16 protein-coding genes and 1 tRNA gene are annotated in these 13,068 nt (G+C 67.7%); 7 read left to right on the top strand and 10 right to left on the bottom strand.

The window, feature by feature from the left end:
- Positions 1–91: 91 nt before the first annotated feature.
- Both ASE75_RS09400 and ASE75_RS09395 read right to left on the bottom strand, forming a co-directional pair.
- The gene (locus ASE75_RS09400; protein WP_055932483.1) at positions 92–982 is read right to left on the bottom strand and encodes a sulfotransferase family protein; all 891 of its coding nucleotides are present in this window, start codon (positions 980–982) and stop codon (positions 92–94) included.
- 145 nt (positions 983–1,127) lie between these two features.
- The gene (locus tag ASE75_RS09395) at positions 1,128–1,598 is read right to left on the bottom strand and encodes a DUF6456 domain-containing protein (protein WP_055932480.1); all 471 of its coding nucleotides are present in this window, start codon (positions 1,596–1,598) and stop codon (positions 1,128–1,130) included.
- A gap of 100 nt (positions 1,599–1,698) precedes the next feature.
- Here ASE75_RS09395 and ASE75_RS09390 point away from each other — a divergent pair, with 100 nt between their 5' ends.
- Complete coding sequence (locus ASE75_RS09390) at positions 1,699–2,265, top strand: helix-turn-helix domain-containing protein (protein ID WP_055932477.1); 567 nt, start codon at positions 1,699–1,701, stop codon at positions 2,263–2,265.
- A 17-nt stretch (positions 2,266–2,282) separates the two neighbouring features.
- Here the strand turns inward: ASE75_RS09390 and ASE75_RS09385 are convergent.
- The 7 genes from ASE75_RS09385 to ASE75_RS15150 all read right to left on the bottom strand — a co-directional run bounded on the left by ASE75_RS09385 (position 2,283) and on the right by ASE75_RS15150 (position 6,896).
- Positions 2,283–2,358: transfer RNA gene (locus ASE75_RS09385), tRNA-Val, on the bottom strand.
- A 63-nt stretch (positions 2,359–2,421) separates the two neighbouring features.
- A complete protein-coding gene (locus tag ASE75_RS09380) occupies positions 2,422–3,321 on the bottom strand; it encodes a MarR family winged helix-turn-helix transcriptional regulator (protein WP_156340362.1) in 900 nt (299 codons plus the stop codon).
- A gap of 28 nt (positions 3,322–3,349) precedes the next feature.
- Positions 3,350–4,828, bottom strand: a complete 1,479-nt coding sequence (locus tag ASE75_RS09375) for an NAD(P)(+) transhydrogenase (Re/Si-specific) subunit beta (RefSeq protein ID WP_055932471.1) — start codon at positions 4,826–4,828, stop codon at positions 3,350–3,352.
- A gap of 40 nt (positions 4,829–4,868) precedes the next feature.
- A complete protein-coding gene (locus tag ASE75_RS09370; RefSeq protein ID WP_055932468.1) occupies positions 4,869–5,174 on the bottom strand; it encodes an NAD(P) transhydrogenase subunit alpha in 306 nt (101 codons plus the stop codon).
- 2 nt (positions 5,175–5,176) lie between these two features.
- Positions 5,177–5,521 carry an endonuclease domain-containing protein gene (locus tag ASE75_RS09365; protein ID WP_235512613.1) on the bottom strand — a complete coding sequence of 115 codons (345 nt, stop codon included), beginning with the start codon at positions 5,519–5,521 and terminating at the stop codon, positions 5,177–5,179.
- 101 nt (positions 5,522–5,622) lie between these two features.
- Positions 5,623–6,753 carry an NAD(P) transhydrogenase subunit alpha gene (locus ASE75_RS09360; protein ID WP_055932462.1) on the bottom strand — a complete coding sequence of 377 codons (1,131 nt, stop codon included), beginning with the start codon at positions 6,751–6,753 and terminating at the stop codon, positions 5,623–5,625.
- A gap of 5 nt (positions 6,754–6,758) precedes the next feature.
- Positions 6,759–6,896, bottom strand: a complete 138-nt coding sequence (locus ASE75_RS15150) for an aa3-type cytochrome c oxidase subunit IV (RefSeq protein ID WP_443025317.1) — start codon at positions 6,894–6,896, stop codon at positions 6,759–6,761.
- A 164-nt stretch (positions 6,897–7,060) separates the two neighbouring features.
- On the opposite strand from ASE75_RS15150, the gene ASE75_RS09355 reads away from it, so the two are divergent.
- The 3 genes from ASE75_RS09355 to ASE75_RS09345 all read left to right on the top strand — a co-directional run bounded on the left by ASE75_RS09355 (position 7,061) and on the right by ASE75_RS09345 (position 9,811).
- The gene (locus ASE75_RS09355) at positions 7,061–8,473 is read left to right on the top strand and encodes a sigma-54-dependent transcriptional regulator (protein WP_055932459.1); all 1,413 of its coding nucleotides are present in this window, start codon (positions 7,061–7,063) and stop codon (positions 8,471–8,473) included.
- Positions 8,474–8,578: 105 nt separating this feature from the next.
- A complete protein-coding gene (locus tag ASE75_RS09350) occupies positions 8,579–8,965 on the top strand; it encodes an EF-hand domain-containing protein (protein WP_055932456.1) in 387 nt (128 codons plus the stop codon).
- Between the two features lie 99 nt (positions 8,966–9,064).
- A complete protein-coding gene (locus tag ASE75_RS09345; protein WP_055932453.1) occupies positions 9,065–9,811 on the top strand; it encodes an HAD-IIB family hydrolase in 747 nt (248 codons plus the stop codon).
- Positions 9,812–9,906: 95 nt separating this feature from the next.
- Here the strand turns inward: ASE75_RS09345 and ASE75_RS09340 are convergent, their stop codons facing one another.
- Positions 9,907–10,905: an LLM class flavin-dependent oxidoreductase gene (locus tag ASE75_RS09340; RefSeq protein WP_055932450.1), complete on the bottom strand. Its 999-nt coding sequence runs from the start codon at positions 10,903–10,905 to the stop codon at positions 9,907–9,909.
- 84 nt (positions 10,906–10,989) lie between these two features.
- Between ASE75_RS09340 and ASE75_RS09335 the strand changes: the two genes are divergently transcribed.
- From ASE75_RS09335 to ASE75_RS09325, 3 genes are all read left to right on the top strand, one after another.
- A complete protein-coding gene (locus ASE75_RS09335) occupies positions 10,990–11,655 on the top strand; it encodes a pyrimidine 5'-nucleotidase (RefSeq protein WP_055932447.1) in 666 nt (221 codons plus the stop codon).
- Complete coding sequence (gene dapD, locus ASE75_RS09330) at positions 11,652–12,473, top strand: 2,3,4,5-tetrahydropyridine-2,6-dicarboxylate N-succinyltransferase (protein WP_055932444.1); 822 nt, start codon at positions 11,652–11,654, stop codon at positions 12,471–12,473. Before ASE75_RS09335 ends, dapD begins: the two co-directional genes overlap by 4 nt.
- Positions 12,474–12,612: 139 nt before the next feature.
- Positions 12,613–12,984 carry a hypothetical protein gene (locus tag ASE75_RS09325; protein WP_055932441.1) on the top strand — a complete coding sequence of 124 codons (372 nt, stop codon included), beginning with the start codon at positions 12,613–12,615 and terminating at the stop codon, positions 12,982–12,984.
- Positions 12,985–13,068 lie beyond the last annotated feature (84 nt).

Genomic DNA, 13,068 nt, shown 5'->3' with positions numbered 1-13,068 from the left:
CCTCGGATTTTATTGCGTCAGCGGATACGGGCGGGTGCCGGCGTTGTCGACCCTGTTGGCGGGGCATTGGACGGATCGTGCGAAGACGATGCTATTTGCGACGGCGGCGGGCGCGCTTGCCGCCGCCATGGCGCGCCGACGGTGCCGGGGGCTTGGGCGCGGAACTTGCGGGTTTTACGGGCACTTCCGCCACGGTGGCGGCGTCGTCTGCAACGGGCGGAGCCGGGTCGGCCTTGGCGTCGTCGGCGCTGGCCTCGGGCGGCGCGGGGGACGGCGGGGGGGACGGCGCGGGGGGCGGGGTGGTCGATGTCGCGGGGGTTTCGGTCTTGCGGCTGATGTGGCTGTCGAACTGGCCCTGATAGAAGCTGGGCGTCGGTTCGATCATCGTGATCGCCTTGGCGATGGCCTCCTCCGACGTGATGCCCAGGTAGCGCGCGATTTCGTTGACCACTTCGGCGGTGTTCAGCATCAGCTTTTCATACGACATCACGATCGCGCTGCGCTTGGTCAGCACCGGCATGCGGCTGACGAGTTTCACCGTCGACTTTGCCGCGGCCAGCGTTTCGGCGAGAATATCGGCGGATCGCAGGGCGGCATTGCGGGCGGCGATGTTCAACGGATCGCGGACGATGACCAGAACGCCGATATCGTCGGGGATCATCGACAGGAACGGGTCGAACGTCGGCACCCAGATCTTGGGATCCTTCCAGAACATCCGGTCTTCGCTGGTGGACCAGGACTTCAGATGTTCGGCCGCCGCCGCCCCGTTGCCGTCGCGGATATATTCGAACAGATGCTTGGATTCGCGGTAGAGGTTGGCCCCCTCGGCCTTGAAGCCAAGCGCCTCGATCATGCAGGCCGCGGCGGTCGTGCCGCCGCGACCGACACCGGTAACCAGCATGTGCCGCGGTGGCGGAGTTTCGGTCTGCACCGCCGGATCGACGATTTCACCGTTGTGATAGAAGAACAAGCCGCCGAACATACCCAGTACCCTATTGCTGTTACGCCGTTGATCGGATCCCGTTTTTCGCCCGATGTCGGCACCCGTTTGAGCAGTATTGCGAGGGCGCAGCAATATTTATGTCACTTTTGTCACGTTGCAGGCGGCATATCCGTGACGTGTGGCCTCAACACATGCCGTAATGATCGGCCAGCCGGTCCAGTGCGAAGGTCAGGACCAGCCGCCCGGCCCGCGCGGGCCAGCCCATCGCCTTTTCCGCCGCCGGCATGCCTTCGCCGGCGCAGACTACCCGCCACGCGACGTCGCGCAGGCCAGGACCGACCGCGACCATCGCCGCGTCGAAACGGCGCTTGGCCGCGATCTGCGCGGTGGTCGGATCGCCGCCGGCACCGTCCCCGCCGTCGACGCGCGGGGTCCAGCGCATCGTCACGCTGGGCGCCAGGCAGGCACGTTCGTAATCCCCGCGCAGCCGTTCGCCCGCCTCGAACTGGCGCGGCGTGACCAGCCCGCGCGCCCTCAGCCAGCCGAGCGGCGATTCGGCGACGTTGACCGTCACGCTGCGCCCCCGGGTCCGCTCCCGCATCCGCTGACTGCCGGTTGCACCGCCACCGACCACTGTTTCGACCAAGTCCTGCATCGCATTGTTCCCTGTTTGTCCCGAGTCGCAATGTCCTTGCCACAAACGCATGGTTGTAGGACAGAGAAGAAACCGATCTGGTTTGAGGGGGCCGTCGATCATGATTACCGCGATCCGTCAGGTGCGCCGGGCCAAGGGCCTGACGCTGGAGGATGTCGCCGCGCGTTGCACCCCGCCGACCACCGCGCAGACGATCGGCCGGCTGGAGACGGGGACGCGCACCGTGTCGATCGGCTGGCTCAACCGGATCGCCGATGCGCTGGGCGTCACCGCCGCCGAACTCGTGACCCTGCCCGACCGTCCCGACCTGCCGGTGGCGGCCACGCTCGATTCGCACGGGGTCAGCGCGCCGCGCCGGACGCAGAGCGTCGTGCCGCCGCTCGCGACCCCCGGACTGGTCGCGGTCACCGTCACCAGCGGCGTCGGGGATTATCGCGCGGGCGATGCGATCTGGTGCGAAACGCTGGCGGTGGACCGGTTCGCGACCGCGCTGCACCGCGACGTGCTGGTGCCGCTGCCGGCGGGGCGATTCGTCTTCGGCCGGCTGCTCGATATCGCACCGGACGGCACGCTCGGCGTCCTGCCGCCGACGGTCGGCGCCCGGCCACAGGCGATCGCCAGCCCGCCCTGGATCGCGCGCGGCATCCGGCTGGTCCGCGATCTGTAAGGGGGATCTGTAGGGGGTGGTGGGCGATGACGGGCTCGAACCGCCGACATTCTCGGTGTAAACGAGACGCTCTACCAACTGAGCTAATCGCCCCCTGCCGCTGCCGATGCCAAAGACTGCGCGTTTGCGCAAGGCTTCAGGCGATCGCCCAAGGCTTCAGGCGATCGAAAGTCCCGCCGACCGCACCGCCGCGACATAGCCGTGCATCGCATCGTCCGCGCGCGGCGACAGGGCGATGAACACGCGCCGCCGGTCCTGCGGGTCGGCATGGCGGACGAACAGCCCGGCATCGACCATCCGCCCGATCCAGCGCAGCGCGGTGGTCGGGGCCACGGCGGCGGCGATGCACAGGCTCGACACCGACACGCTGCGCCCCTCCAGCGCGGCGGCGAACAGGTCGAGCAGCATGTCCCAGGCCGGATCCTCCAGCAGCCCGTCGGCAAAGAACCGCTCGCGCAGCCGCCGGGCGCGGATGACGGCGCGGATGTCGTCGGCGGTGACGTGCGTTTCGGCCGGACGCGCGGCGAAGCCCATCGCCGAACTGGCGACATGGTCCTTCGGCGCGTCGTCGCGCGCCAGCCGTTGCAACAGGCCGGCGATCCGCGTGATCTCGGATTCCAGCACCGCGACCCGGGCCGCGTCGTCGCTGCGGACGCGGGCGGGCTGGTCAGACTGTCCGGCGGCGATCACCAGCGCGGCGAGACAGTCCAGCCGCGTCGGCGCGCACAGCAACTGGACGTCCGGCCCCATCAGGCCGGCGGCAAGGTCGATCCAGTCGGCATCGAACGCGACCACGACCGGCGTCGCGGGCGGCACGATCCGCGCGAACAGGTCCGTGACGATATCGTGATCGGCCCCGTCAAGATCCAGCGCCAGCACGTCATGCGCATCGGCCGCGATCGGGTCGTGCCAGCCATATCGGGTCAGCCGCCCGCCGATCGCCGCGACCGCGTGCGTCAGCCGGTCGGACGCGGCCGGCCCCGCCACCAGCGCCACGCGCGGGCCGCTGCCCTGTCCGGAACCACCCGGCCCGAAATCACCATCTGCAAATGTCACGCCGCGCCCCGTTGAAACCGGCGGCGAATCAGTCCAGCGCCTTGACGATCTCCTCGACCATCTTCTTGGCATCCGCCAGCAGCATCATCGTGTTGTCGCGGTAGAAAACGTCATTGTCGACGCCGGCATAGCCGACCCCGCCCATCGACCGCTTGATGAACAGCACGGTCTTGGCCTTTTCCACATCGAGGATCGGCATGCCGTAGATGGGGGAGGATTTGTCGGTCTTGGCCGCCGGGTTGGTCACGTCGTTCGCGCCGATGACGAACGCGACGTCGGTCTGCGCGAACTCGCTGTTGATGTCCTCCAGCTCGAACACCTCGTCATACGGCACGTTCGCCTCGGCCAGCAGGACGTTCATGTGGCCCGGCATCCGCCCGGCGACGGGGTGGATCGCGTATTTCACGCGGACGCCGTGCGCCTTCAACTTGTCGCCCATTTCACGCAGCACATGCTGTGCCTGCGCGACCGCCATGCCGTATCCGGGAACGATCACGACCTGCTCGGCCTGGGCCATCAGGAACGCCGCGTCCTCCGCCGATCCGCGTTTCCACGGCCGGTCGGCGGCGGCGGCCGGGCCAGACCCGGCGTCGCTCGATCCGAACCCGCCGGCGATGACGCTGATGAAGCTGCGGTTCATCGCCTTGCACATGATGTAGCTCAGGATCGCACCCGACGACCCGACCAGCGCGCCGGTGATGATCATCGCGCTGTTGTGCAGCGTGAAACCCATCGCCGCCGCCGCCCAGCCCGAATAGGAATTCAGCATCGACACGACGACCGGCATGTCCGCTCCGCCGATCGGCACGATCAGCAGGAAGCCGATCGCGAAGCTCAAGCCCGTGATCGTCCAGAACACCCACGGGCTCTGGTCGACGGTAAAATACGCGACCAGCCCGATGATCCCGGCCAGCACCCCCAGGTTTATGACGTGACGGCCCGGCAGCAGGAGCGGCTTGCCGCCCATGTTACCATTCAGCTTCAGGAAGGCGATGACCGACCCGGAAAAGGTGATCGCGCCGATCGCGATGCCAAGGCCCATTTCGATCCGGCTGACCGGCAGGATCGTCCCGTCCGCGCCGACGATGCCGAATGCGTCGGGGTTCAGGAACGCGGCGGCGGCGACGAGCACGGCGGCCAGACCGACGAGCGAATGGAACGCCGCCACCAATTGCGGCATATCGGTCATCGCGATCCGTCGCGCGGTTGTCAGGCCGATCACCGCGCCGATACCGATTGCGGCCAGGATCTCGACGATCGTGATCCAGTCGACCACGGGACGATCAAGGATCGCGCAGGCCCCAATACCGAGCGGACAGCCGTTCATCTGCATCGGCACATGCGTCACCAGCGTCGTCACGACCGCGATGGTCATGCCGATGATGCCGTAGCGGTTGCCCTTCTGGCTCGACGCCGGCGACGACAGCCCGCGCAGCGCGAGGATGAAGCACACCCCCGCGACCAGATAGGCGAGCGATGCCCAGGGGCTGACCGTCAGTTCGTGCATCGTGCGTCCCCCGCCCTAATCGTCGTCGTTACCAGCCCGCTCATTTGGCGACCGGCCGCTCTTTTTTCTTGTACATCGCCAGCATCCGCGCGGTGACCGCGAAACCCCCGAAGATGTTGACGCTGGCCAGCACGACGGCCAGCAACCCCAGCCATTTCGACACGCCCGAGCCTGCCCCAACGCCGGCCGCCGCCGCCGCGATCAGCGCGCCGACGATGATGACGCTGGAAATCGCGTTCGTCACCGCCATCAGCGGCGTGTGCAACGCCGGGGTGACCGACCAGACGACGAAATAGCCGACGAAGCACGCCAGCACGAAGATCGACAGGATCGCGATGAAGTCCATTTTCATTCCTCCCCGGCACGGGGAGGGGGACCAGCCGCAGGCTGGTGGAGGGGGTGGGCCGCACAGGACACGATCCGTGTCACGACGGCATCCACGTCTCTCAGCACATCGCCTGCGGCCAGCCGCAATACCCGGAAGCCGTTTTGCTCGAAAAATTGGTCGCGAACGATATCGCGCTCTGGTCGATCGCCGCGACCATGTCCCTCGCCGTCGATCTCGATGGCCAGTGCGGCCTCGCGGCAGAAGAAGTCGTAGAGATAAGGACCGACGGGATGTTGTCGGCGAACCTTGAAACCCGCGCGGTAGGCGCGCAACCGCTCCCACGACACCACCTTGGGCAACGTCATCACGCGACGCAAGGCACGGGCGGTCGCAACTTCGGGCCTAAGCATGCGTGGCACACCTCCTCCACCGGCTGCGCCGGTCCCCCTCCCCGTACCGGGGAGGATCAAGTGAGCAACCGCGGATTCGCCACCGCGCCGCCGCGCGTCAGGCGGACCGCGTCGCCGATCTCGTCGCCGTTGGGCAGGACCGGGCGACCCGTGTCCTTGTCCCAGAACGCGCTCAGGAAATTGTACAGGTTGCGCGCGAACAGCGCCGATGTGTCGGTGGCGAGGCGACTGGCCATGTTGCGCGCGCCGATGATCTTCACCCCGTGGCGCACCACCGTCTCGCCCGATACCGCGCCCTCGACATTGCCGCCCTGTTCGGCGGCAAGGTCGACGATGACGCTGCCGGCGCGCATCGACGCGACCTGCGCATCGCTGACCAGACGCGGGGCGGCGCGGCCGGGGATCAGCGCGGTGGTGATGACGATGTCCTGCCTGGCGATATGCGCCGAGACCAGATCGGCCTGCGCGGCCTGATATTCGGGAGACATCTCGCCGGCATAGCCGCCGGTGCCTTCGCCCTCGATCCCGGCGACATTCTCCACGAACACCGGTTTCGCGCCCAGCGACTGGATCTGTTCCTTCGTCGCCGACCGGACGTCGGTGGCCGATACCTGCGCGCCCAGCCGCCGCGCGGTGGCGATCGCCTGCAACCCCGCCACGCCGACGCCCATCACGAACACCTTGGCCGCGCTGACAGTGCCCGCCGCGGTCATCATCATCGGAAAGGCGCGGTCATATTCGGCCGCGGCGTCGAGCACCGCCTTGTAGCCCGACAGGTTCGACTGCGACGACAGGATGTCCATCGACTGCGCGCGGGTGATTCGCGGCATGAACTCCATGGCCAGCGCCTCAAGTCCCGCAGCGGCATAGCCGTCGATCTTCGCGCGCTCGCCAAACGGATTCATCGCCGCGACGATCCACGCGCCGGAGGCGGTCCCGGCGATGGTGGCGGCATCCGGTCCCTGTACGCCCAGCAGGATGTCGGCGGCCGCGACGGTCGCGGCCCGGTCGCCGATCTGCGCGCCCGCATCGGCAAAGGCCTGGTCGGTATAGCCGGCCGCCGCGCCCGCGTCGCGTTCGACCGCCACGACGGCGCCGAGCGCGATGAACTTCTTCACCGTTTCCGGCGTGGCGGCCACCCGCCGTTCGCCGTCGACATGCTCCCTGAGGACGGCGATCCGGACCATCGCGGTCAGGCGATCAGATAGATGATGATCGCGACCAGCACCGCGCAGGCCAGCGACCCCCATTTCAGCATGCCGATCATGCTGGTGTAGGTCGCCTCATGCGTCTTCAAATCACCGTTTCCGGCCATTGATCCTGCCCCCATGCGAACGTGCGTGTAATCTTGTTGCGGATAACCATAGCCAGCACGCACGCTTCGCTCAACCCCGTTGCGCCTGTCGGGATCGGTCGCGGTGACGGCTCCGGTGCTTAAGTCGCCCTTTACCCCGCCGCGCGTATCACGATGGCCGAAGCGAACGGGGTGGATGAATGACGCGCAACGGGCAGCGCCTGCTATTGCTGATCGACAACGAACAGGCCCAGCGCCGGCTCGTCGCCGCACTCGCCGCGCGGGCCGGCTGGCGATCGGTCTTCGCCGATGAGGGCGAGATGGCGATCGCTACGCTGGGGACGCAGGACGGGATGCAGCTTGACGCGATCATCATCGATTCGCCCGCGCCTGATGCCGATGTCGCCGCGCTGATCGCCGCGTTGCGCGAACGCCGGCCCGCCCTGCCGATCCTGATGCTGACCGCCAACGGATCGGTGTCGCACGCGGTCAGCGCGATGCGCGCCGGCGCGACCGATTTCCTGGTGAAGCCGATCGCCCCCGACCGGCTGCTCGCCGCGCTGGAGGCCGCCGTTGCCGGCACCGCCGCCGGCGAACTGCGCCCGCTGACCGAGAAGATCCCTGCGCTGCTGGCGTTCGACGAGATCGTCGGGTCGTCCCCCGATTTCCGCGCTGCGCTCGCCATCGCCGCCAAGGCCGCGCGCGCCCGCGTGCCCTTGCTGCTGGAGGGCGAAAGCGGTGTCGGCAAGGAAGTCGTCGCCGAGGCTGTCCACGCCGCCTCGCCCCGCGCCAAGAAGACGATGGTGGCGATCAACTGCGGCGCGATTCCGCAGAATCTGGTCGAAAGCGAATTGTTCGGCCACGAAAAAGGCGCGTTCACCGGCGCGTTCGAGCGCAAGGTCGGGCGCTTTGCCGAGGCGGACGGTGGCACGGTTTTCCTCGACGAGATCGGTGAGATGCCGCTCGACGCGCAGGTCAAGCTGCTCCGCGTGCTGCAATCGGGCGAGGTCCACGCGATCGGCGCACGCCATCCGCGTACCGTTGACGTCCGCGTCATCGCCGCGACGAACAAGAAACTGATCGAGGAGGTCGAGGCGGGGCGTTTCCGTGAGGACCTGTATTACCGGTTGAACGTCGTGCAGGTGACGATCCCGCCGCTTCGCGAACGCATCGCCGATATCCCCGCACTTGCCCGGCACCTGCTCGCGCGGATCGCGCATCAGCCGGGGCTGCGTCCGCTTGGCATCACCGAAGACGCGCTGACGCTGCTGTCCGACTATGACTGGCCGGGCAATGTCCGCCAGTTGCAGAACGCGCTCTTCCGGGCGGCGGTGCTGTGCGAGGGCGCGGCGCTGACGGCGGCCGACTTCCCGCAGATCGCCAGCCTTGGCGCGCGGCGGGTGGGGCCGGCGGCGATTCCATCCAGCGGCGGCGTCACGCTGTTCCGCCCCGACGGCAACATGCGGATGCTGGAGGAGATCGAGGCCGACGTCATCCGCCTCGCGATCGGCCATTATCGCGGGCGCATGACCGAGGTCGCGCGCCGGCTCGGCATCGGCCGGTCGACCCTGTACCGCAAGCTGGGCGAACTGGGCATCGACAACGCGGCCTGAGCTATCGGCGCGGGGACGGGTGGACCCGAGCGGCGGCGTGGACGTTCATGGCGGGTACAAGCGGCGGGCGCTACCCGCCGCGCCCCATCTGGAGTACCCCCGGTCATGTTCCGTTTCGCCATCCCCCTGCTGACGCTCGCTATCATCGCCGGCCCGGTCGCCGCGCAGGAAACGCGCGCCACCGCCACCGCCAAGTTCAGGGCCGAATTCGCCGCGTCCGATACCAACAAGGACGGCTTGCTGACCCAGGCCGAGGTGCAGGCCCGGATCCAGCGGATGCGCGCTGGCAAGACCAAGACCGATCCGGTCCACGCAAAGCGTCTCGCCGGCCTGTGGTTCAGCAATGCCGACGCCAACAAGGACGGCAAGGTGACCGAGGCCGAGGGGCAGGCCCTGCTGGTCGCGACCATGGACCGTTACGACGCCAATCGCGACGGCAAGGTCGGCACCGGCGAAAAGGCGCAGGCGAAAAAGGCGATACTGGGTCGCTGAACCGATCGGGCGGCGCTTCGTTACACCCCCGTCGCACGTCTTGCGCGCTGCCCGCCCGTCGCTAGGACGGGCGGCCAAAGTCCCCTGCTGGAGTACCCCATGAAAGACCTCGTCGCCTTCGATCTCGACGGAACGCTCGCGGAGAGCAAGCAGCCGCTGAAGGAGCCGATGGGGGAAGCCCTGGCCGACCTGCTGGGCGTCGCGCATGTCGCGGTCATTTCGGGCGGCGACTGGCCGCAGTTCCAGAAGCAGGTGGCCAGCCGCCTGCCAGCGCGCGCCGACCTGAGCAAGCTGTGGCTGATGCCGACCACGGGCACCAAGCTGTACACCTGGCGCGACGGCGCATGGGGGTCGGTCTATGCCGAACTGTTCGACGACGAACTGAAGGCCAAGATCCTGACCGCCTTCGATGAATCGCTGGAGGCGACCGGTTTCAAGCCCGAGCAGACCTGGGGCGAGCGGATCGAGGATCGCGGCAGCCAGATCACCTTTTCGGCGCTCGGCCAGCAGGCCCCGATTGCGGAAAAGGAGCATTGGGATCCCGATTTCGCCAAGCGCAAGATCATCCAGGCCGACCTGCGCCAGCGCCTGCCGGGCCTGTCGATCAACATGGGCGGCGCGACCTCGATCGACATCACCCGCGAAGGCGTCGACAAGGCGTACGGGCTGAAGAAGCTGCGCGACGAAAGCGGCATCGCGCTTGAGGCGATGATGTTCATCGGCGACGCGATCTTCCCCGGCGGCAACGATTACCCGGCCAAGGAATTGGGGCTGGATACGGTCCGCGTTCGCGACCCGGAGGAAACGCTGTCGGTGATCGCCGCGATCGTCGCCTGCCAGAAATAATGGTCCTGTCGTCATCCCGGACCTGACCCGGGGTCCAGAGCCACGAGCATCATTGCCTGTGGCTCTGGACCCCGACGTCCGCCGGTACGATGTGACTACGCCGCGATGCGCGACTCCCGCAGCGCGTCTGCCGCAATGCCGATGCTCCGCTTGCGGGCCTCATGGTCATAGATCGCGCTGCTGATGAGCAGTTCGTCGACCCCGGTCCGCTCGACGAACGCCGCCATCTGGCGGGCGACCGTGGCGGGGGATCCCACCGCCGAACACGACAGCACCTGATCGAGAATGGCCGCACCCTGCAGTCCCAGGGACTCGCGATAGCCCGCGACCGGCGGCGGTAACTGACGCGGCCGGCCGGTGCGCAGGGCAACGAACGATTGCTGCTGCGACGATGCCAGCAATTCGCCCTCCGCATCGCTGTCGGCCGCAAACACGTTCATCGCCGCCATCGCGTAAGGCCGTGCCAGCGTCGCCGAGGGCCGGAAGTCGCGACGATAGACAGCCAGCGCCTGATCGAGCGCGTCGGGCGCGAAGTGCGAGGCAAAGGCATAGGGCAGGCCGAACGCGGCGGCCATCTGTGCGCCGAACAGGCTGGATCCGAGGATCCACAATTCGGGCTTCGCGCCCGCGCCCGGCGTCGCGACGATCCCTGTCTGGCCATCGTCGGCGAAATAGCTCTGCAACTCCAGCACGTCCTGCGGAAAGGCGTTGGAATCCGTTTCCAGCGTCCGTCGCATGGCGCGCGCGACCCTCTGGTCCGATCCCGGTGCGCGGCCAAGCCCCAGGTCGATGCGACCGGGGAACAGCGCGTCCAGCGTCCCGAACTGTTCGGCGATCGCCAGCGGCGCGTGGTTGGGCAGCATGATCCCGCCCGACCCGACGCGGATCGTCTTCGTCGCCGCGGCGACATGGCCGATCACGACCGAGGTCGCGGCCGACGCGATGCCGGTCATGCCGTGATGTTCGGCCACCCAGTACCGGGTATAGCCATGCGCCTCGGCATGGGCGGCCAGGTCAGCGGCATTGGCAAGGGCCTGTCCCACGGTGCCTCCTTCGACGACAGGGACCAGATCGAGCAGGGAATAGCGTGTCATGCGCTGGATATGGGGTTTGCGTTGCGTTTCGCTACCCTTTGCCCCGCTTGCTCCGACCATCCGCTGTCCGTAGAGCCTGCCGCCATGCAGTCCCGCCTGTCCCACATCCGCAACTGGGTCTTCGACCTCGACAACACGCTGTACCCGGCGGGGGCGGACCTGTTCGAGCAGGTCGATGCGAAGATGACCGCGTTCATCGGCGACTATCTGGGGCTGGACCCGGTCGCGGCGCGGCGGGTGCAGAAGGGCTATTTCATGGGCCACGGCACGACGCTGGCCGGGCTGATGGCCGAACACGATGTCGATCCGCACGTTTTCCTTGATTACGTCCACGACATCGAGATGGACGTGCTGGAGTATGACGCGCCGCTGGTCGCCGCGATCGCCCGGTTGCCGGGGCGCAAGCTGGTCTTCACCAATGGCGACCTGCCCTATGCACTAAAGGTGCTCGACCGGCTGGGTCTTGGCGGCAGCTTCGAGGCGGTGCACGACGTCCATGCGATGAACCTGGTGCCGAAGCCTGCCGCCAGCGCCTATCGCGGGATCTGCGACCGGTTCGACCTTGATCCCACAGCGACGCTGTTCGCCGACGACATGATGCGCAATCTCGCGCCGGCCAAGGCGATCGGCATGACGACCGTCTGGGTCGACAACGGGTCGGAACAGGCCCCCGATGCGGGCCGCGACTTCATCGATTTCACCACCCCTGACCTGAGCGCGTGGCTGCACGCGATACTGGAGGACCAATGACCGATCTTGCCACCACGATCGACGCCGCCTGGGACGCGCGCGACGGGCTGGGCCTGACCACCACCGGGCCGTCGCGTGACGCGGTGACCGAGGCGCTGGCGATGCTGGACGCCGGCACCGCGCGCGTGGCCGAGCCGGACGGTGCCGGCGGGTGGCGCGTCAACCAGTGGCTGAAGAAGGCGGTGCTGCTGTCGTTCCGGCTGAACGACAATGTCGTGATGGACGGACCCGGCGGGGCCAACTGGTTCGACAAGGTGCCGTCGAAGTTCACCGGATGGGGCGAGGCCGAGTTCCGCGCCGCCGGTTTCCGCGCGGTGCCGGGCAGCATCGTCCGGCGCGGCGCGTTTGTCGGCAAGGGCGCGGTCCTGCTGCCCAGCTTCGTCAACATCGGCGCCTATGTCGGGGAAGGGTCGATGATCGACGCCTGGGCGACGGTCGGATCCTGTGCGCAGATCGGCAAGGGTGTCCACATCTCGGGTGGTGCCGGCATCGGCGGCGTGCTGGAACCGTTGCAGGCCGATCCGGTCATCATCGGCGACGGCGCGTTCATCGGCGCGCGCGCGGAAGTGGCGGAGGGCGTTCGCGTCGGCGAGGGCGCGGTCCTGTCGATGGGCGTGTATCTGGGCGCGTCGACCAAGATCGTCGACCGGGCGACCGGCGAAGTGCATATGGGCGCGGTGCCGCCCTATGCGGTCGTCGTGCCGGGCAGTCTGGGCGGTGGAGACGGTAAGCCCGCCTTGTACTGCGCCGTCATCGTCAAGACGGTCGACGCGCAGACCCGGTCGAAGACGGGCATCAACGACCTGCTGCGGGATTGAGGACGCACCCCGGCTAAACCCCAGCTTAACACCCCATTCGGAACCCGTTCAGCGCGAACCGGTTATCTCCATCCTCACGATCCGATCCCGATTCGTCGGGGTTTCTAGCGGACCGGCGTATCTGTTGAGGAGGTTCGGCATGACGGGAATGTTCAGGAAAGCAGGTTTGGGGTTCGCACTGGCGGCGACCGCGCTGGCGAGCGCGGCACCCGCGGAGGCGCAGCGCTGGGGCGGGCGGCATTATGATCGTCGCGGCGGCGGTGATGCGGTCGCCGGCGCGGTGATCGGTGGCATCCTCGGCCTTGGCGTCGGGGCCGCGATCGCCAGCAGCAACCGGCCGCGCTACGTCGATCGCGGCTATTACGATCAGGGTTATTATCCCGCGCCACCGCCACGCGCCTTCTATCGCCCGCGCGCCTATGTCTACAACGACTACCGGCCCCGCTGCTTCGACCAATGGCGCTATGATCCCTATTATGGCGATCAGGTCCGGGTGCGGGTCTGCAACTGACCCGACCGGGTGATCGGACAAGCGCGGGGGGCAACTCCCGCGCTTTTTTTGTAGCCGTTCGCCGCCGGAACGGGCTAAGCGCGC

This window comes from Sphingomonas sp. Leaf17 (assembly GCF_001421505.1).
GTDB lineage: Bacteria > Pseudomonadota > Alphaproteobacteria > Sphingomonadales > Sphingomonadaceae > Sphingomonas.
The sequence above is the reverse complement of the archived record's forward strand: the minus strand, read 5'-3'. Positions and strand labels throughout refer to the sequence as shown.